At 67.9% G+C, this 18966-nt stretch carries 15 protein-coding genes; 3 read left to right on the top strand and 12 right to left on the bottom strand.

Translation table 11 applies throughout. The annotated features are described in order from the left end of the window. Positions 1–21 precede the first annotated feature (21 nt). Both QR64_RS13015 and QR64_RS13010 read left to right on the top strand, forming a co-directional pair. Positions 22–1119: a ferredoxin reductase gene (locus QR64_RS13015; protein WP_039585443.1), complete on the top strand. Its 1098-nt coding sequence runs from the start codon at positions 22–24 to the stop codon at positions 1117–1119. Between the two features lie 28 nt (positions 1120–1147). Then, on the top strand, positions 1148–2584 hold the full coding sequence (locus QR64_RS13010) for a fatty acid desaturase family protein (protein ID WP_006553593.1): 1437 nt from the start codon (positions 1148–1150) through the stop codon (positions 2582–2584). Positions 2585–2658: 74 nt separating this feature from the next. On the opposite strand, the gene atzF is transcribed toward QR64_RS13010, so the two are convergent. The 9 genes from atzF to urtA form a co-directional block, all read right to left on the bottom strand. After that, the gene (gene atzF, locus QR64_RS13005) at positions 2659–4413 is read right to left on the bottom strand and encodes an allophanate hydrolase (protein WP_235367117.1); all 1755 of its coding nucleotides are present in this window, start codon (positions 4411–4413) and stop codon (positions 2659–2661) included. Next, a complete protein-coding gene (gene uca, locus QR64_RS13000) occupies positions 4413–8054 on the bottom strand; it encodes an urea carboxylase (protein ID WP_052227293.1) in 3642 nt (1213 codons plus the stop codon). Before uca ends, atzF begins: the two co-directional genes overlap by 1 nt. Positions 8055–8155: 101 nt before the next feature. Next, on the bottom strand, positions 8156–8686 hold the full coding sequence (locus tag QR64_RS12995) for a carboxymuconolactone decarboxylase family protein (RefSeq protein ID WP_039585650.1): 531 nt from the start codon (positions 8684–8686) through the stop codon (positions 8156–8158). Positions 8687–8740: 54 nt separating this feature from the next. Continuing rightward, the gene (locus tag QR64_RS12990) at positions 8741–9427 is read right to left on the bottom strand and encodes a GntR family transcriptional regulator (RefSeq protein WP_039585441.1); all 687 of its coding nucleotides are present in this window, start codon (positions 9425–9427) and stop codon (positions 8741–8743) included. Then, a complete protein-coding gene (urtE, locus tag QR64_RS12985) occupies positions 9427–10119 on the bottom strand; it encodes an urea ABC transporter ATP-binding subunit UrtE (protein WP_039585648.1) in 693 nt (230 codons plus the stop codon). The genes QR64_RS12990 and urtE overlap by 1 nt, the downstream gene beginning before the upstream one ends. Continuing rightward, the gene (gene urtD / locus QR64_RS12980; protein ID WP_039585440.1) at positions 10119–10901 is read right to left on the bottom strand and encodes an urea ABC transporter ATP-binding protein UrtD; all 783 of its coding nucleotides are present in this window, start codon (positions 10899–10901) and stop codon (positions 10119–10121) included. Before urtD ends, urtE begins: the two co-directional genes overlap by 1 nt. Further along, on the bottom strand, positions 10898–12034 hold the full coding sequence (gene urtC, locus QR64_RS12975; RefSeq protein ID WP_039585439.1) for an urea ABC transporter permease subunit UrtC: 1137 nt from the start codon (positions 12032–12034) through the stop codon (positions 10898–10900). Before urtC ends, urtD begins: the two co-directional genes overlap by 4 nt. Further along, positions 12034–12918 (bottom strand): urea ABC transporter permease subunit UrtB, encoded by an 885-nt coding sequence (gene urtB, locus QR64_RS12970; protein WP_039585437.1) that lies wholly within the window; start codon positions 12916–12918, stop codon positions 12034–12036. Before urtB ends, urtC begins: the two co-directional genes overlap by 1 nt. Before the next feature lie 26 nt (positions 12919–12944). Further along, positions 12945–14219, bottom strand: coding sequence for an urea ABC transporter substrate-binding protein (gene urtA, locus QR64_RS12965; RefSeq protein WP_039585436.1), 1275 nt, complete (start codon positions 14217–14219; stop codon positions 12945–12947). Positions 14220–14551: 332 nt separating this feature from the next. On the opposite strand from urtA, the gene QR64_RS12960 reads away from it, so the two are divergent. Next, positions 14552–15445 (top strand): type IV toxin-antitoxin system AbiEi family antitoxin domain-containing protein, encoded by an 894-nt coding sequence (locus tag QR64_RS12960; protein ID WP_039585434.1) that lies wholly within the window; start codon positions 14552–14554, stop codon positions 15443–15445. A gap of 67 nt (positions 15446–15512) precedes the next feature. Here the strand turns inward: QR64_RS12960 and QR64_RS12955 are convergent, their stop codons facing one another. Genes QR64_RS12955 through QR64_RS12945 form a run of 3 tightly spaced genes read right to left on the bottom strand, consistent with a single transcriptional unit; the run spans position 15513 to position 18545 of the window. Then, positions 15513–15914: a PPOX class F420-dependent oxidoreductase gene (locus QR64_RS12955; protein ID WP_024101771.1), complete on the bottom strand. Its 402-nt coding sequence runs from the start codon at positions 15912–15914 to the stop codon at positions 15513–15515. Positions 15915–15933: 19 nt separating this feature from the next. Further along, positions 15934–17346: an acetate metabolism transcriptional regulator RamB gene (ramB, locus tag QR64_RS12950; RefSeq protein WP_006553582.1), complete on the bottom strand. Its 1413-nt coding sequence runs from the start codon at positions 17344–17346 to the stop codon at positions 15934–15936. A gap of 53 nt (positions 17347–17399) precedes the next feature. Beyond that, positions 17400–18545, bottom strand: coding sequence for a globin domain-containing protein (locus QR64_RS12945; protein WP_052227292.1), 1146 nt, complete (start codon positions 18543–18545; stop codon positions 17400–17402). Between the last annotated feature and the right edge of the window lie 421 nt (positions 18546–18966).

Raw genomic sequence — 18966 nt, 5'->3', positions numbered from 1 at the left:
GCGCCCGCGTAGTGTTGCGCCATGGCGGAACGCGGCGCTCGCCCACACGTGCACCCGGTTCGGAGATGGTTGCTGCGCACGGTGCGGCACCTGTTCACACCTCTGCGGCCCGACGACTATCTCGAGATGATCAACCCGCTCTGGACGACCCGCGAACTGCGCGGTCGTGTGGAGCGGGTCGTCCCCGAGGGCGGCGACGCCGCATCGGTGCTCATCCGCCCGGCCTACGAGTGGCGCGGTCACGAGCCGGGCCAGTACGTGCGGCTCGGGGTGGTCATCGACGGGGTCTACCACTGGCGCGCGTACTCGCTCACCTCCGACCCCGATCCGGTCGACGGGATCATCAGCGTCACACCCAAACTCGTCGAGAACGGCGTGGTCTCGCCGTACCTGGTCCGCAAACTCGAGCCCGGCGACATCGTCCGCCTCGGTGAGGTCGAGGGCGTGTTCACCCTGCCCGACCCGCTGCCCGCGAAGATGCTGTTCATCAGCGCGGGCAGCGGGATCACCCCGATCATGAGCATGCTGCGCAGCCTCGACCACCGCGACCGCATCGACGACGTCGTCGTCGTGCATTCCGCCCACACCGAGGACGAGGTGATCTTCGGCTCGACCCTGCGCGACCTCGACGAGCGGCATCCCGGAATGCGTCTCGAGCTGTGGCTCAGCGGCGACCGCGGCCGCATCACCCCCGACGACCTCGGCGATCTGTGCCCCGACTGGCGCGAACGCGACGCTTTCTGCTCGGGCCCGCGCGACCTGCTCGACGCCCTCGAAGAACACTGGGACGAACACGGTGATCCCGAAAGATTCCACCTCGAACGTTTCCAGCCGATCATCGGTGGGAATGCCGGGAGCGGCGAGGGCGGCACCATCCACTTCCTCGACAGCGAGAAAGAGGTGGAGTGCGACGGGGGAACACCCATCCTGGTCGCAGGCGAGAACGCCGGCCTGAAGTTGCCATACGGCTGCCGTATCGGCATCTGCCACACGTGCGTCGGAACGCTGAAATCCGGGCAACTCCGGGACCTGCGGACCGACGAGGTGAGCGAGCCCACCGGGGCTGCGGTGCGTACCTGCATCCACACCGCGGAGGGTGACATCGAAATAGAACTGTGAAGCAACCGGCTTCGAAGCAGGGGGCGTCGTGACGAGAAGCATCGACAGGACCGACACCGGGACGCGGGAACCACACAGTCCGCTCGCGCATCTGAGCGACGACGATCTCGAGCAGATCGCCAAGGAGTTCGACGCCATCCACGACGAGGTGTACTCGAGTCTCGGCGACAAGGACCGGCAGTACATCAAGAACGTCATCGCCGCGCAACGGCAGTTGGTCGTCGCGGGGCGGTTACTGCTCTTCGCGTCGTGGTACAAGCCCGCCTGGGTGGCCGGGACAGCCTGTCTCGGAGTGGCGAAGATCCTCGAGAACATGGAGATCGGCCACAACGTCATGCACGGCCAGTGGGACTGGATGAACGATCCGGACATCCACTCGTCGGTGTGGGACTGGGACACCGCCTCCACCGCGGAGGCGTGGAAGCACTCGCACAACTACATCCACCACACGTTCACGAACATCCGCGGCCTCGACAAGGATCTCGGCTACGAGATCATGCGGATCGACCCGCACCAGAAGTGGCACCCCGTCTACCTGGCGCAACCTCTCTACAACGCGCTGCTCACCGTGCTCTTCGAATGGGGTGTGGCGCTGCACGACCTCGACCTCGAGGCGTTGTGGGCCGGCGAGAAGTCGACCGGTCAGGTGATCGAGGAGCTGAAGGGCATCTTCGGCAAGGCCCGCGCGCAGTTCGTCAAGGACTACGTCGGCTGGCCGCTGGTGAGCGCCGCGCTGTTCGGTCTCGCGCAGGTCGCGCTGCAGGGCCGGTTGCCCCAGCCGAAGACCTCGCGTCTGGGCCGGCGACTGCGATCGATGAGCAAGGGACCGATGGGCAAGGGCCGGTCCGGAAAGTTTCGTACCGCAGCCCATCTCGCCGACCGGTATCTGCCCGGTGTCGAGAAGACCTTCCTCGCGACGGTTCTCGCCGACATCACGGCCAACATCATCCGCAACGTGTGGGCGCACGCGATCATCTTCTGCGGGCACTTCCCGGACCAGACCTATACCTTCTCGAAAAAGGAGGTCGAGAACGAGTCGCGTGGAGGGTGGTACGTGCGGCAACTCGTCGGCGCCGCGAACATCGAAGGCACCCCGCTGTTCCACATCCTCAGCGGCAATCTCGGCTACCAGGTGGAGCATCACCTGTTCCCCGACATGCCGAGCACCCGTTACGCGGAGGTCGCGCCGAAGGTCAAGGACATCTGCGAGCGTTACGAACTGCCCTACAACTCGGGGCGATTGGGCAAGCAGTGGTTCATGGTGCACCGCACCATCGCCCGGCTCGCCTTCCCGGGCGGCAAGCCCCGTCCGAAGCCCGGACCGTATCGTCGTTCGCAGGACCCCACCGGCGGTCCCGTTCCCAGCGAGGCCGCACGGTTCCGCGACCGTCTGCCCGCCGACCATCCCGACGCCGGACCAGAACACGAGGGCGGCGGCGTGAAGGTCGATCCGCCACCCCGCTGATCACGTCGTCCGGTGTGCAGTTGTCGTCGACGATGCGCGAATTCGCCGATGAGAACTGCACTCCGGAGCCGGGGTCAGGACGCCCGGTATGCCTTCCAGCCGCCGAACTCGGTGATGTCCACCGCGTCGGCGGCTGCGTCCTGCGTGCAGCCGAAGCCGACGACCCACCGCCCGTCCGCCAGTTCGACACTCGTCAACGTCATCGGGGCGGGCAGCGCAGCGAGGAACCGACCCAGTCCGGCCTCCGACAACCGGAACAGTTCACCGACGATCGCGGCGCCCTCGCCCGGTGCGTGACGCACCAGGCCCGGCTTCGGCGGCGTCGTGTTCAACGCGGCGAGACGGTACGCGTCGGAGGTGTACACCTCCTCGACGAAGCGCGCCCCGAGTTCCTCGAGCTGGAAGTGCAGCGGCTGACCGCGCAGGTGCGCTCCGAAGACCGCGAGTTCGACGCCGGACTCGACCACACGCGGTGCGTCCACACCGTTCAGCGCGGCCGCGACGTCCACCGCCACCTGGTCGCCGAAAGCCGGGACCACGACCATGACCCCGAACGGCTCACCGGCCGCCGTGGGCGCACCGGGCACCGCCACCGCTGCCATGTCCAGCAGGTTGCAGAAGTTCGTGTAGGTGCCCATCCGACGATTGATCGCGATCGGATCGGCCTGCACCGCGGCGATCGTCGGGTGTTCCGTCGTCGTCGGGAGCAGCAACCCGTCGAACCCGGCCAGCAGTTCACGCGCGAACGCCTTCACGTGGGTGAGGGTGTCGAGATCCTCGACGAGTTCGTAGGCGGCAGGCTTCTTCGCGCCGGCGACGATCGCGGCGACCGTGGGATCGGCACCCTCCGGTGCCGTCGACAGGAACTCGCCGACGGCCGCGTAGCGCTGGGCCACCACGGCACCGTCGTACAGGAGCAGGGCTGCGTCGAGCAGCGGTGAGATATCCACTTCCGCGATCTCGATGCCGGACTCGCGCGCCGCGGCCACCGTGCGGGTGAAGGCGTCACGGTACTCCTCGCACAGCGCCTCGAGATCCTCGGCGCGCGGCACCGCGACGCGCAGAGTGTTCGGCGCGGCGAGTCGTACATCCGCGGGCCAGGTCCTGCTGCGCGGGTCGCGGGGTTCGGGTCCGGCCATGATCCGGACGGCGGTCGCCGCCAGGTCGAGCGACGTCGCGAAGACCGTGAGGCAGTCGTAGTCGACGCAGGCCGGGACCACACCGTGCGCCGGGATCACTCCGAGAGTGGCCTTGATGCCGACGATTCCGTGCAGCGCGGCCGGAACACGTCCCGAACCGGCCGTGTCGGTGCCCAGCCCGATGTCGGCGATACCGAGCGCCACCGCGGCCGCCGAACCCGAACTGGAACCGCCCGAGACCTTCTCGGGATCCCACGCGCACCGCACCGCCCCGTGGGGGCTCCGGGTGCCGACGAGACCGGTGGCGAACTGGTCGAGATTGGTCTTGCCCAGCACGACGGCGCCGGCGGCAACCAGACGATCGACACCCGAAGCTGTTTCCTCCGGGACGTACGCGAACTCCGGACACGCCGCGGTGGTGGGGATTCCCGCGACGTCCACGTTGTCCTTGACCGCCACGACCAGACCGGCGAGCGGAAGCGACTCACCGGCGGCGACCCGCGCGTCCACGGCGGCCGCGTCGGCGAGGAGATCGTCGGCGCTGCGCAACGCGATCCACACCTCGGGTCGATCCACCTCGTCGATGCGGCCCAGTGCGGCGCGAACGCGATCGGTAGCGGACACCCTCACCGAGGGGGCGGGCGTCGCGAATCCGACACCCGGGTTGTCGAGGGTACTGCCGATGCTCATCAGACTGCTCCGATCACGAGAAGGGGGGTCCCGGGTGCAACCTTCGTGCCCGGGATCACGAGAACTTTCAGGACCGTGCCGGTGGTCTCCGACGGCACGGGCATCTCGAGCTTCATCGCCTCGAGGATCACCGCAGTGTCCCCGGCAGTGACGGTGTCGCCCTCGGCGACCTCCACGCGCCAGACGTTGCCGACCATCGGTGCCTCGACGACGACGGCACCGGTCGGCATCCCGTCGAGGGGATCACCGACGGCGGATATCTCGATCGGCTCGCTGTCGACGCGGTCGAACTCTCCGGCATCACGCCACGCCCGCTTCTCCGCGTCGAACGTGCGGGCCTGTGCGGCGTGGAAGGCGTCGATGGAGTCGGCGTTGTCCTCGAGGAAACGCAGGTGGTCGTCGAGAGCGAAGGTGCCGTCGGAGATGTCGGCGTCGAACCGGCCCGCCTTCGCCGCGGCCCGGTGTTCGAGCAACTGATCGGGCGTCACCGGTTCCCAGACGATGCGGTCGAAGAACCGGAACAGCCACGGCTTGTCCTCCTCGAACGGCCCCGTCTGCCGGTAGCCCGACCAGATGGGGATCGTCCGTCCGACCAGCTGGTATCCGCCGGGCGATTCCATGCCGTAGACGCACAGGTACTTGCCGCCGATGCCCACTGCGTCGGACGGCGTCCACGTGCGGGCCGGGTTGTACTTCGTCGTGACCAGCCGGTGCCGCGGATCGAGCGGAACGGCCAGGGGCGCACCGAGATAGACGTCACCGAGACCGAGGACGAGATATTCGGCGTCGAAGACGGTGTCGCGGACCTGCTCGATCGAGTCGAGACCGTTGATGCGCCGGATGAACTCGGTGTTCGACGGCAGCCAGGGCGCCTCGTCGCGCACCCCGCTGCGGTAGCGCGAGATGGCGTCGGCGATGGACGGGTCGTCGAACGACAGTGGCAGGCGGACGGTGCGGCTCGGCACCACCAGATCGCGCGTCGCGGGCAGTTCCGTCTCGAGATCCTGCAGCACCCCGAGCAGGCGGTACTGCGGCAGCACATCGGGATCGAAGTGGATGTGCAGCGAGCGCACACCCGGCGTGACGTCGACGATGCCGGGTAGATGCGTGGCGGCCAGTGCCTCCGACAATGCGTGCACCCGCATGCGCAGGCCGAGATCGAGCACCATCTCGCCGTACTCGACGAGGATGTTGTCGTCGCCACCGCGCAGATACACGACCTCGGGGTGGTCCAAGAACGGCTCGATGCGACCGAGGCGCCCACCGTCGGGTGCGCTCTGCCGGGCGACCGGCGGGAGGTCGGCGCCGCGGGCCGCACTGTTGCGCAGTTCGACGGCCCCTTCGTCGGTGACCGGCACGAACCGCAGCGAGTCGCCGGGGCGGATCTGGCCGAGCTTCCAGCGATGACCGGAGACCACCGTGAGCGGGCACGCGAAACCGCCGAGGCTCGGACCGTCCGGGCCGAGCAGGATCGGAGTGTCGCCGGAGACGTTGAGTGCGCCGACGCTGTACGGATTGTCGTGCAGGTTCGACGGATGCAGGCCGGCGTCGCCGCCGTCGGTGCGCGACCAGGTGGGCTTCGGGCCGTCGAGCCGGATGCCGGTGCGGTTGGCGTGCGTCTGCACCGTCCACGTCGCGTCGTAGAACTGCTGCAGGTCGTCGGCGGTGAAGTAGCCGGGGGCCGGTTGCGGGCCCTCGGTCACCGCGAGATGCCAGGTGTGCCCGAGGATGGGGCGGATCGCGGTGGGGACCGGCGCCGGATCGGTGAGCGCCTCGCCGGACGCGAGGCCGAGCACGTCGCCGGTCGCGAGCGCCCTGCCGGTCGGCCCACCGAAGCCGCCGAGCGTGAACGTCGATGCGCTGCCGTGATAGAGCGGCACGTCGAGTCCGCCGCGGACCGCGACATAGGTGCGCAGACCGGCGTCGACGGGGGCGGCGACTTCGAGAACGGAGCCGGCCGGGACCTCGACGGGCTCCCACATCGGCACCGGCACACCGTCGACGGTGACCTCGGCGGGGGCGCCCGTGACACACACGATCGTCGGATCGGAGAACTCGAGGCGCGGGCCGAGCAGGGTACATTCGAGACCGGGTGCGCCCTCGGGGTTGCCGACGGCGACGTTCGCGGCGCGGAAGGAGAGATCGTCCATCGGGCCGGACGGCGGAATCCCGACCTCCCACAGTCCGATCCGCCCCGGGAAGTCCTGGACGGTCGTCATCGTGCCGGCGCGCAGCACGTCGATGCGACGTCCGGCAGGGGGGATGTCCGCCAGCGTCGTGGTGACATGCTCCGCGTCGAGAACCGTTGCCTCGGAGCAGATCCTGCGCAACTTCGACAGGTTCGTCTGCACGCCGTGGATCCGGGTGTCGTCGAGTGCCTCCGCCAACCCGGCGAATGCTGTGCGCCGCGACTCGCCGCGCACGATCACCTTCGCGAGCATCGGGTCGTAGAAGGTGCCGACCTCGGTGCCCGTGTCCACCCACGTCTCGATACGGGTGTGGGCGGGGAACTCGACGTGGGTGAGCAGACCCGCGCTCGGCCGGTGGTCGCGTCCCGGATCCTCCGCGTACACGCGGGCTTCCACGGCGTGCCCGGTGAGCTCGGGTCCGGAATCGGGCAGGCCGCCCAGCATGCTGTCGTCGCCGCGCGCGAGACGCAGCATCCACTCGACGAGGTCGACGCCCGTGACCTCCTCGGTGACCGGATGCTCGACCTGCAGTCGGGTGTTCATCTCGAGGAAGGACACCTCGCCGCGGTCGACGTCGTAGACGAACTCGACCGTGCCCGCCGATCGGTACCGCACCGACGACGCGAGAGCGCGTGAACACGAGAGCATCTGCTCGACGATGTGGTCGGGGAGGTTCGGCGCGGGCGCTTCCTCGACGACCTTCTGGTTCCGGCGCTGCAACGAACAGTCGCGGGTGCCGAGGCTGATCGTCCGGCCGTGCCCGTCGCCGAAGACCTGCACCTCCACGTGCCGGGCGCGGGGGACGAACCGTTCGAGGAAGACACCGGAGGACGAGAAGTTCGCCGTGGCGAGACGGATGACGCGTTCGTACGCCCCACGCAGGTCGTCGGCGCTGTGGCAGGCCTGCATCCCGATACCGCCGCCCCCGCCGACGGCCTTGAGCATCACGGGATAGCCGATGTCCTCGGCCGCGGCGAGCGCGTCGTCGAGCGAATCGAGCAGGCCGCTACCGGGGACGAGGGGCGCGCCCACCGCGCGGGCGGCCTCACGGGCGGTGTGCTTGTCGCCGAAGACGCGCAACTGGTCGGGGGTCGGCCCGACGAAGGCGATTCCCGCACCTTCGCAGGCAGCGGCGAATTCGGCGTTCTCCGAGAGGAATCCGTAACCGGGATGGATCGCTCCCGCACCGGTGGCCAGGGCCGCCTCGACGACGAGATCGGCCCGCAGGTAGGACTCGGCTGCGGGAGCCGGGCCGAGCCGGACCGCGAGGTCGGCGAGTTCGACATGTGCGGCCGCTGCGTCGGCGTCCGAGTAGACCGCAACAGTCTTCAGACCCAGCTTGTGCGCGGACCGCATGATGCGGCACGCGATCTCACCGCGGTTGGCGACCAGCAGGGTGTCGAAGGCGAAGGTCGAGGGGACCGACGCTTCTGTATACGTCTTTGTGGACATGGCTGTATACGCTATGGACCAGCAATGACGCCGCTGTGACGTTGTGTAACAGCCTTGTTAGGGATCGCGCCGCCGGCCGGATGCCGGCCGGTGCGGACGGATCAGAAGTCGCGTTCGATCCGCAGCACCCCGATGGTCGTGGCGAGAGCGTCGTACTGCGTGACCAGCAGGCAGAACTCGATGAGCCTGCGGTCGTCGTAGAACTGCGTGAGCGACGCCCACGTCTCGTCGGACAGATTCTTCGTCGCCACGAGTTCGTCGACGGCGAGGAGAAGTGCGCGATGCCTCGCCTGCCAGCCGGGAGCATCGGGTCCGGCGACGATACGCTCGCGCACCTCGTCGGTGATCCCGGCACGGCGGCCCAGGCGGGTGTGGTGGTCGAATTCGTAACCGCACTCGCGCAGATGCGCGACGCGCAGGATGACCATCTCCGATTCGAACCGGCCGAGACGGCCGAACGGCATGAGCATGCCGGCGTAGTGCAACCACCCGCGGAACAGTCGTCCGGTGCGGCCGAGGGTGCTGAACAGGTGGGCATCAGAGGTGCCGCCGGCGGCGGACAGGGCCTTCCATGTCACCCAGTTGATCGGGCCGAGTTCCTTGAAACGTCCGGGCGGGATGCGGGGTGTCATGAGCGCCAGTGTGCCGCACCGGACCCCTCCGGTCACGTGACACGACCGGAAGTGTCAGTCTCGGACGGCGCGGGCCATCCGGGCGAAGGCGCGTGCCTCCTCGGCCCGGCGCACGACCACCGATCGCGAAGTGTCGATGTGAGCGAGCAGCAGGTCGTGGGCGTCGTCGAGCTTGTCGGCGAGGACCAGCTCGGCGACCTCGATGTGCTCGTCGACGGTCGCGACGATGCGGTCGGGGGTCAGATAGTCGAACATCCGCACCGGGCGCACCTTCGCGTTCACCGAGGCCAGCGCGTCGCACAGCGCACGGTTGCCGGAAGCGGCGAGCAGCGTCATGTGGAAGCGCTCGTCGAGCGTGACGAAACCGGCGTCGGGCTCGGGCGGCTCCTCGCGGATCTCGTACCAGCGGTCGAGTTCGGGACCGAGGACGTCGGGATCGTGCCGCACCGACTCGCCGTCGAGCGCGCGGCGGATCCCGCGCAGCTCCAGCGTGGTCCGCAGCTCGTACAGGTCGGCGAGGTCGTCGAAGCGCGGACGGTAGGGGTACAGCCCCTGGTCGCGGCGTTCGACGAGTCCGTCGGAGACCAATCGGGCGAGGGCCTCGCGCACCGGCGTGCGCGACACCCCGTACTGCTCGGCGAGGCGTTCTTCACTGAGTCGTTCGTCGGGGGAGGGTGTCCCGGACATCAGGCGATCGCGCAGGGCCTTGTAGACCCTCTCGCGCCGTGTGTCGGCGGCCATCAGATCGCCATCGCCGCACGGACGGTGGAGGCGGCGTCGACACCACCGTCACCCGTCGAGGTGATGCGCCCGGATTCGAGGACGTAGTAGTGCAGGGCATTGTCGAGGGCGAAACCGATGTGCTGTTCGACGAGCAGCACCCCGAGGTCGCCGCTGCGGCCGAGTTCGACGATGGTGTTCTCGATCTCGGCGACCACCGACGGCTGGATGCCCTCGGTGGGCTCGTCGAGGATGAGCATGCGCGGCTCGGTGATCAGGGCGCGGGCGATGGCGAGCTGCTGGCGCTGACCACCGGAGAGCAGGCCGGCCCGCCGGTCCAGCAGCGGGACGAGGGCGGGGAACAGATCGAGCATGTCGGCGACGAGTGCGCGGCCGTTGCGGCGGGTGTCCGCGACGACCTGCAGGTTCTCGCGGCAGGTGAGCTGACCGAAGGACTGCTGCCCCTGGGGGACGTAGGCCAGACCGCGGGCGACCCGCGCAGATGGTCGCAGCGAGGTGATGTCGTCACCGTCGAAGAGGATCTTTCCCTTGGTGACGGGCAGCAGGCCGACGGCGGCACGCAGCAGTGTGGTCTTGCCGGCACCGTTGTGGCCCATGACCGCGACGGTCTTGCCGGTCGGCACGGTCAGGGAGATGCCGTGCAGGATCTCGGTGCGACCGTAACCGGCGCGGACGTCGACGAGTTCGAGCATCATGCCTCCTGGGGAGCGGTGGCGGTCCCGAGGTAGACCTGCTGGACCTGCGGGTCGTTCTGGACCTGGTCGACGGTGCCGTCGGCGATGACCTTGCCGCGGGCGAGGACGGTGACCGAGGTGGCGAAGGCGCGCATGAAGTCCATGTCGTGCTCGACGACGACCACCGTGCGCTGCGCACCGATGCGGCGCAGCAGCTGCCCGGTCTCCTCGCGTTCGTCGTGGCTCATGCCGGCGACGGGTTCGTCGAGGAGCAGCACGTCGGCGTTCTGCACGAGCAGCATGCCGATCTCGAGCCACTGCTTCTGCCCGTGGGCGAGGATGCCCGCGGGAGTGTCACGGTGAGCGGTCAGGCCGATCGTCTCGAGCGCTTCCTCGATCTCGGGCAGCACGTCCTTGCGGCGCCGCAGCAACTGCCACGGGGAGCGGCCCGCGCCGGCGGCGATGTCGAGGTTCTGCAGAACCGACAGTTCCTCGAAGACCGAGGCGGTCTGGAAGGTACGGCCGACGCCGAGGCGCGCGATCTTGTGGGTCTTCTTGCCGAGCAGTTCGACGCCGGATTTGGTGATCGAGCCGGTCGCCGGGACCAGGCCGGTGACGGCGTCGACGAGGGTGGTCTTGCCGGCGCCGTTGGGGCCGATGAGGAACCGCAGGTCGCCCTGGAGGAGAGTGAGGTCGACGCCGTCGACGGCGGTGAAGCCGTCGAAGGTGACACGCAGGTCGCGGATCTCGAGGTAGTCGCTGCTCATTCCGGCGTTGCCGCCGTAGACGGGTTTGCTCATCGCACGGGCTCCATCTCGGGAAGGTCGGCGGTCTCGGGTTCGGCCGGCGGTGTGGGTTCGGTCGGGGTGGTGCGGCGGCGCCGGCGGAGCAGGGTGATCACCCCGGCGAGGCCGGCGGGGAAGAAGCCGACGACGACGATGAACAGCAGGCCCTGCGCGTAGGTCCAGGCGGAGGGGAAGTTCTCCGACAGGGTGGTCTGTGCCCACGCCACGCCCACCGCGCCGAGGACCGGGCCGAGCAGGGTGGTGCGTCCGCCGATGGCGACACCGATGAGGAATGCGATGGACGGGACGATGCCGACGTCGGCGGGGGAGATGATGCCGACGATGGGCACGAACATCGCACCGGCGATGCCGGCGAAGAAGGCGGCGACGGTGTAGGCGGCCACCTTGATCAGGGCGGGGTCGTAGCCCAGGAAGCGGACCCGCTCCTCCTGGTCGCGCACGGCGACGAGCAGTTCGCCGTAGCGGGACTGCATGAGCTGGCGGGTCGCGGCGACGACGAGCAGCAGGATCGCGGCGACGATGAAGAACAGCATCCGCTTGTTGACCGGATCGGACAGGTCGTAGCCGAAGAAGGTGCGGAAACGGTTGAGGCCGTTGGATCCTCCGGTGGACTGCTGGCCGATGAGCAGGATCGCGAAGGCGGCGGCCAGTGCCTGGGAGAGGATGGCGAAGTAGGCGCCCTTGACGCGGCGGGCGAACACACCGAAGCCGAGCAGAGCGGCGATGAGGGCCGGCACGATCAGGATCGCCAGCAGTGTGACGGCGGGGGAGGCGAACGGCACCCAGTAGGCGGGGAGTTCGCGGATGCCCGCGATCTGCATGAAGTCGGGGACCGTGTCGCCGCGGAGCTGCGCGTCGGAGATCTTCAGGTGCATCGCCATGATGTAGGCGCCGAGGCCGAAGAAGACACCCTGGCCGAGGGTGAGCATGCCACCGCGACCCCAGGCCAGACCGATGCCGACGGCGACGATCGCGAAGCACAGGAACTTGCCGAGCAGGCCGAGACGGAAATCGGAGAGGACGGCGGGGGCGAGACCGAACAGGATGATCGCGGCGATCGCGAATCCGCTTGCTGTGCGGACGGGCCCGGGTTTCGTGAAGCTGCGGACCGAGAATGTCGACGACATCAGACCAGGCTCCTCGTCTTGACGGCGAACAGGCCTTGCGGGCGGACCTGCAGGAAGATCACGATGAGCACGAACACGATGACCTTCGCGATCGACGCGGTCGTGGAGTACTCGATGAACGAATTGAGCAGGCCCAGTGCGACGGCCGCGAGCACGGCGCCCTCGATGCGGCCGAGGCCGCCGATGACGACGACGAGGAAGGCGTCGATGAGGTACGACTGGCCGATGGTCGGGCTGGTCGAGCCGATGAGTGTCAGGGCCACCCCGGCGAGGCCGGCGAGACCGGAGCCGAGGAAGAAGGTGGTGATGTCGGTGCGGCGCGACGAGATGCCCACCGTCTCGGCGAGATCGCGGTTCTGCACCACGGCCCGGATCCGTCGTCCCATCGGCGTGTACTTCATCGATGCGATCAGGGCGACCACGCACACCACAGCGAGGGCGAGGATGAACAGGCGGGTCTTCGGGACGACGGCCCCGAAGATCTCCACGCCGCCGGAGAGCCAGGACGGTGCGATGACGTTGACGGCGGGGGCGCCGAAGATGTCGCGGGCGGCCTGCTGCAACAGCAGGCCCACACCGAAGGTGACCAGCAGGGTGTCGAGCGGGCGGTGGTACATGCGGCGGATGAGGGTGACCTCGAGGATCACACCCATCACGCCGCCCACCAGGAAGCCGACGAGCAGGGAGACGAACAGGGACATCCCGGCCGAGGAGATCACCTGCTGCACGACGAAGGCGGTGTAGCTGCCGGCCATGATGAATTCGCCGTGGGCCATGTTGATCACGCCCATCTGGCCGAACGTCAGCGACAGCCCCAGTGCTGCCAGCAACAGGATCGATCCGATACTCAATCCTGTGAAGAGCTGTCCTACAAGGACATCCATGTCGTCTCCCTCTTCGGCTTCCGTGCTCAGTTACCGGACAGGCCCGACGCCCAGTCGTAGGACTCGAGGTACGGGTCGGGCTCGATGGCGCCGTCGGACTCCCAGACGGTGTAGATCAGGCCGTCGCCGCGGATCTCACCGATGCGAGCGGTCTTGGTGATGTGGTGGTTGTCGCCATCGATCGTGACGGTGCCCTCGGGGGCGTCGAAGGTCACGCCGTCCGCGGCTTCGACGACGTCGTCGACCTCGAAGGACTCGGCCTTCTCGACGGTGTTCTTCCACAGGTAGACCGAGGTGTAGGCGGCCTCCATGGGATCGGAGGTCGGCTTGTTCGCGCCGTACTTCGCCTTGTACGCCTCGACGAACGAGGTGTTCTCGGGGGAGTCGACGGTCTGGTAGTAGTTCCACGCGGTGAGCTGGCCCTCGATGTTCTGCGCGCCGATACCGCCCACCTCCTCCTCGGCGATGGACACCGACACGACCGGCATGTCCTTCGCGTTGAGGCCGGCGTTGGTGTACTCGCGGAAGAACGCGACGTTGGAGTCGCCGTTGAGTGTGTTGAACACCGCGTCGGCGTCGGCGGTGCGCACCTTGTTGACGATGGTGGAGAAGTCGGTGGAGCCGAGCGGGGTGTAGTCCTCACCCTTGATCTCGATGCCGTTGGCCTCGGCGTACGCCTTGATGATGCGGTTGGCGGTCTGCGGGAAGACGTAGTCGCTACCGACGAGGTAGAGCGACTTCACGCCCTGTTCCTTCAGGTAGTCCAGGGCCGGCACGATCTGCTGGTTGGTGGTCGCGCCGGTGTAGAAGATGTTCGATGACGACTCGAGGCCCTCGTACTGGACGGGGTAGTACAGCAGCGCGTTGCGGTCCTCGAAGACCGGCAGCATCGCCTTGCGACTCGACGATGTCCAGCCACCGAACACCGCTGCGACGCAGTCGGATCCGATGAGCTTTTCGGCCTTCTCCGCGAACACCGCCGGCTCGGATGCGCCGTCCTCGGAGACGATCTCGATCTGCTTGCCGAGCACACCGCCGTCGGCGTTGATCTCCTCGACGGCCAGCGCGATCGAGTCGCGGACGGTGACCTCGGAGATCGCCATCGTGCCCGACAGGGAGTTGAGCGAGCCGACCTTGACGGTGTCGCCCGAGGTGTCGACGCACGACGCAGCACCGGAGGTGGCCGTGCTGCCCTCGTCACCTGCGCGGCTTCCGCAGGCGGACAGCACGAGTCCGACTGCGACGAGTGCTGCGGGGGCCGCGATGGCGCGGGTGGCGAGCCTGGACCTGACAACAGACATGTAGAGCCCTTCCTTCGAAGGTGTGGCCTGAGGGGACCCCGGTGTATCCGGGAGGCGTATACAGCGCTGTATCCGTGAGGCCACACAGTAGAAGGGAGTTGTTGCGCGGGAATATCTTCCGGTCACGGTCTCGTGACACAGATTTCGTGGGCGTTACAAAATGCGCACAAGCATCAGCTACGACCTTCGCTATCCGCTACGGCAATCGCTGCGGCGGATAGCTGACGGTGTAGCGAACTGTTTGTCCACAGGTGGCGGGATCATCCACAGGCGACGCGAATACCGGTGTTCGCACCGCGTCTGCACCACGACGATCGGGCACGGTTGTCCGCATGCGACCGACTCCTTTCCTGCGGACCACCGCTCTCGCTTCCGGGATGACCGACTCCGAGATCCGTCGTGCGGTACGCGCCGGTGAACTCGAGCGACTCGAACCCGGCGTCTACCTCCACCGCGACGACTCCCTCGACGAACTCGATCGCTATCGCGTGCGCGTGCGATCCGTCGGGGCAGTGCTCGCGCCCGGCACGGTGATCAGCCACGAGTCCGCCGCCGTCCTGCACGGGCTCGCCCTGTGGAAGCCGGATCTCACGCGGGTCCACGTCACCCGCGGCAGATCGGGTGGTGGTCGGAGGAACGCGAACCGTCACCTGCACGTCGCCCCTCTGCGTCCTCACGACCTGTCGGAGGTCGCGGGCATAGCGTGCACCTCGCTCGCCCGGACCGTCGTGGATCTCGCCTGCACACTCGACTTCGACGAAGCCGTGATCGCGGGTGATTGTGCTGCGGCTCGTGATGCCGAGTTCGGCTCCGCGTTGCTCTGTTGTCTCGACGAGTCCGGGCCGCGTAGGGGTATCGCCGCGGCGCGACGCGTGGCTGCATTTCTCGACGGTCGCAGCGAGAGTCCGGGAGAATCGCTGAGTCGCATCCGGATGCATCAGGCCGGCATGCCCGCACCGACGCTCCAGAAGGAGATACGAACACCCGACGGGCAGTTCGTCGCCCGGGTCGACTTCCTCTGGGAGGACGAAGGAGTCGTCGGTGAGTTCGACGGGATGGGCAAGTACGACGAGGGAGGCGTCGAGGCCCTACGGAACGAGAAGCGACGGGAGGACGCCCTGCGCGACCTCGGCTTCGAAGTGGTCAGGTGGACGTGGCCCGAACTGTCCCGGTTCGACGTCGTCCTCGCTCGCTTCGACCGTGCCGTCGCCCGTGCGTGGCGGTAACCGCTACCGTCCCAGCTATGTGCCGCATCTGCTTCCGCTGCGGATGGCAAACAAGCGAGCGGATGCGTCAGATGGGGTCGAGGACCGAGCCCATCACGCGCTCGACTGCGATCTCGATGACGACGCGGCGGGGGTTAGGGCGGGGTTCGCGGTAGCGGGCGGCGTAGCGACGCTCGCCCTCGCGGACGTCGGCCGGCTCGCGCGTAACGCGGGCCGGGCCCTCGAGAGTGAGCCAGCGACCGCCGTCGACCTGGCTCACCACCGCGTAACCCCCGCGCTCGACGTTGAGGGTCTTCTGGGAGCCCTCGAAGGTGATGACGCGGGCGAGGCCGGCCTCGCCGTCCCACGTGAACCCGACGGCGACGACGTGCGGCGAGCCGTCCTTGCGGAGGGTCGTGAGCGTCGCGAGGTGGTACTCGGACAGGAACTCGAGTGCCTTCGCGCCTATCGAGTCGGGGGTGCGTGCCATGCGACGAGCCTACCGACGCTCAGCGCACCAGATACGGCGAGACCGACGAGCGGTGCTCGTTGATGTCGATCTCCTTGCCCAGGGGAGGGAAGGCGCGCTGCGGGCAGTTCATCCGCTCGCACACGCGGCAACCCGAGCCGATCGGCGTGCCGGGATTGGACTCGTCGAGGTCGAGACCGTCGGCATAGACGAGGCGATGCGCGTGCCGCAGTTCGCAGCCGAGACCGATCGCGAACGTCTTCGACGGCTGGCCGTAACGCGCGGCGCGACGCTCGACCGTGCGCGCGACCCACAGATAGCGACGACCGTCGGGCATCTGCGCGATCTGCGTCATGATCTTGCCGGGATAGGCGAAGGTCTCGTATACGTTCCACAACGGGCACGTGCCACCGCTGGTGGAGAAGTGGAAACCGGTGGCGGACTGACGCTTCGACATGTTGCCCGCGCGGTCGACGCGCACGAACGAGAACGGGACGCCCCGCAGCTTCGGACGTTGGAGTGTCGACAGCCGGTGCGCGATCGTCTCGTAGCTGACGCCGTAGAAGGCCGACAGGCGTTCGACGTCGTAGCGGAAGTCCTCTGCGATCTCGTGGAACTGCGTGTACGGCAGGATCAGTGCGGCCGCCCAGTAGTTGGCGAGCCCGAGCCGGGCCAGCGCGCGTGAGGCATCGCTCGTGAACGAACCCTCCGCGACGAGGCGGTCGATGAGCTCTCCACACTCCAGGTACGCGAGTTCGATGGCCAGCTTGAAGACCTGCTGCCCGCCGGACAGCTGCGGCGCGACCTCCAGGACACGGGTCTCGGGGTCGTAGCGGTGAAGGATGTTCTCGCCGAGGTCGATGCGCTTGACGATCTGCACATCGTGGACCGTGGTCATGCGGCGAGCGATCTCGCCCCCCACGTCGCCGCGGTGGAACCGGATGCGGTTGGCCAGCTCCTCGGCCGCGGTGTCGAGATCGTGCAGGTAGTTCTGCCGCTGGTAGAAGTAGTCGCGGACCTCCTCGTGGGGCATGGTGATCGCACCGCTGCCGCTGCCGTCGCTGTACCTCTCCTCGGTCGCGACGGCGAGCTGCGCGGTGGTGTTGCGGAAGCGCCGGTGGAGATTGACCATCGCGCGCGCCAGAGTGGGGTGGGCTGCGACCATCTCGGCGATCTCCTGGGCGTCGGCCTCGATGCCCATCTCCCGGTCGAGCGCGACCTCCCGCATCTCCGCGATCAGACGGGTGTCGTCCTGTGAGGAGAAGAAGGTGGCGTCGACCCCGAAGACCTCGCTGATCCGGAGCAGGACGGGCACCGTCAGCGGCCTGACGTCGTGCTCGATCTGGTTGAGATAACTCGCCGAGATCTCGAGGGTCTTGGCGAGCGCGGCCTGGCTGAGTCCTCGCTCGGTGCGTAGCTGCCGCAGCCGGGCGCCTACATAGGTCTTGGCCATTCGCCCAGGGTAGAACTGCCTCGCAGCCTTCGCAAGGCAGCGTTCGCAGCGTGTTAATCGACAGATACCGGTGGGGCCTCGAGGCCGAACCACGAGCCCGGCGCGAACGCCTCGAAGTGAATCGACTCGGGGGATACCCCCGACGCGACGAGATCCGAGCGGATGGCACGCATGAACGTGATCGGACCGCACACATAGGTGCGGGCATCGCCCGGAATCGTCAGCCCGGACAGTGGAGTTCGTCCGTCGCTGCGAATCTCGTCGTACTCGGTGTAGCGCACGTGCAGCCGGGCGTCCGGCAACGAGTCGACCAGGATGGCGAGTTCGGTCCGGTGCGGTTGCTCGTAGGGGGTGCGGTCGACGTGGACGACGTCGACGCTCCGGCCGTCGCCCCGGGACTGCATGTCGCGCAGCGCCGCGATCGTCATCGTCACGCCCACGCCCGCCGAGGCGAGCAGCAACGGTTCGCTGCCCCTGTCGACGACGACGCTGCCGAACGGCGGCGACACGAGGAGGTGATCGTCGACGCCCAGGCCGTCGCACAGCACGGGGGAGACGAGTCCGCCCGGCACGCGCTTGACGGTGACGGCCCACTCGCCGCTCGTCCTGCCCGGGAAGACGGTGTACTGGCGGATCTGCTCGGAGCCGTCCGGCAGCGCGACCCGCACCGAGATGTACTGGCCGGGAAGGAAGGCCGGCAGCGGCCGACCGTCGACGGAGCGGAGGTGGAAGGTGGCCGCGTGCGCGCCGTCGTACTCGTGTTCGGTGACGACAACCCGACGCCAGATGTCACCGGGGGTCACACCGGCCCGCCGGTACAGCTCCGTCTCCTGCTCGACGAGCGAGTTCGCCATCAGCGTGTACACCTCGTGCCAGGCCACGGCGACCTGCGGTGTGATGGCGTCGCCGAGCACCTCGGCGATCGCGGCGAACAGGTGGGTCCGCACGATCCCGTAGTGCGCGGCCTGTACACCGAGGGACGCATGTTTGGCGGCGATCCGCTCCATGATCGGGTCGATGTCGGTCGGTGCGTGGGTGACCAGCAGTGATGCGAAAGCGGCGACCGAGTCGGCGAGCGCCCGTTGCTGGGCCCCGTTGGCCTGGTTGGTGCGGTTGAAGGTGTCCCGCAGGGACGGGACGGCCCGGAAGAGCCGGTTGTAGAAGACACGTGAGATCGTGCCGATCTCGGCGCCGACCACCGGCAGGGTCGCTTCGACGATCGATCGCGACGTACTCGAGAGAATGTCGACTCCTCGTGTTCGGGGGCTGTTCGGCCGGGGCCCTGAGACACGAAGGCACTACGATGCACCGGCCCCGATCCGACCCGAGACATGTTACGGATGGGATTCCAGGGGTCAATGGGGATCACAAACCACGATCACCGTTTGTGAAGGCAGTCACAGGCAGGTGTCCGATCCGTCCCGAGGTGGGGGAGTCGGCGGGACGAGGCGTCCCGGCGGTGTGGGCCGGACGGCAGCGGCAAAAGCCGAGGTAGTTACTACTCGCGGGTAATAAACCCGTGCCCGATTCGGGTAGTTGGACCGACCATCGATTGGCAATCTTCGCAATGGCTGCGACGAAAATAGCCGAGATTGGCATTAGCAACAGGTAGACGGGCTT

The sequence above is a fragment of the Rhodococcus sp. Chr-9 genome, from assembly GCF_000801125.1.
In the GTDB taxonomy this organism is placed as follows: domain Bacteria; phylum Actinomycetota; class Actinomycetes; order Mycobacteriales; family Mycobacteriaceae; genus Rhodococcus; species Rhodococcus pyridinivorans.
Note: the sequence above shows the minus strand (reverse complement) of the source record. Positions and strands in the feature narration are given on the sequence as shown.

Bases quoted from the DNA above. Each gene is read 5' to 3' on its own strand.
- urtA (WP_039585436.1), bottom strand. From the start codon at position 14,219: ATGTCTGTTGTCAGGTCCAGGCTCGCCACCCGCGCCATCGCGGCCCCC.
- QR64_RS12995 (WP_039585650.1), bottom strand. From the start codon at position 8,686: ATGACACCCCGCATCCCGCCCGGACGTTTCAAGGAACTCGGCCCGATC.
- urtD (WP_039585440.1), bottom strand. From the start codon at position 10,901: ATGAGCAAACCCGTCTACGGCGGCAACGCCGGAATGAGCAGCGACTAC.
- urtC (WP_039585439.1), bottom strand. From the start codon at position 12,034: ATGTCGTCGACATTCTCGGTCCGCAGCTTCACGAAACCCGGGCCCGTC.
- uca (WP_052227293.1), bottom strand. From the start codon at position 8,054: ATGTCCACAAAGACGTATACAGAAGCGTCGGTCCCCTCGACCTTCGCC.
- QR64_RS13015 (WP_039585443.1), top strand. From the start codon at position 22: ATGGCGGAACGCGGCGCTCGCCCACACGTGCACCCGGTTCGGAGATGG.
- urtB (WP_039585437.1), bottom strand. From the start codon at position 12,918: ATGGATGTCCTTGTAGGACAGCTCTTCACAGGATTGAGTATCGGATCG.
- urtE (WP_039585648.1), bottom strand. From the start codon at position 10,119: ATGCTCGAACTCGTCGACGTCCGCGCCGGTTACGGTCGCACCGAGATC.
- QR64_RS12960 (WP_039585434.1), top strand. From the start codon at position 14,552: ATGCGACCGACTCCTTTCCTGCGGACCACCGCTCTCGCTTCCGGGATG.
- QR64_RS12955 (WP_024101771.1), bottom strand. From the start codon at position 15,914: ATGGCACGCACCCCCGACTCGATAGGCGCGAAGGCACTCGAGTTCCTG.
- QR64_RS12990 (WP_039585441.1), bottom strand. From the start codon at position 9,427: ATGGCCGCCGACACACGGCGCGAGAGGGTCTACAAGGCCCTGCGCGAT.
- ramB (WP_006553582.1), bottom strand. From the start codon at position 17,346: ATGGCCAAGACCTATGTAGGCGCCCGGCTGCGGCAGCTACGCACCGAG.
- atzF (WP_235367117.1), bottom strand. From the start codon at position 4,413: ATGAGCATCGGCAGTACCCTCGACAACCCGGGTGTCGGATTCGCGACG.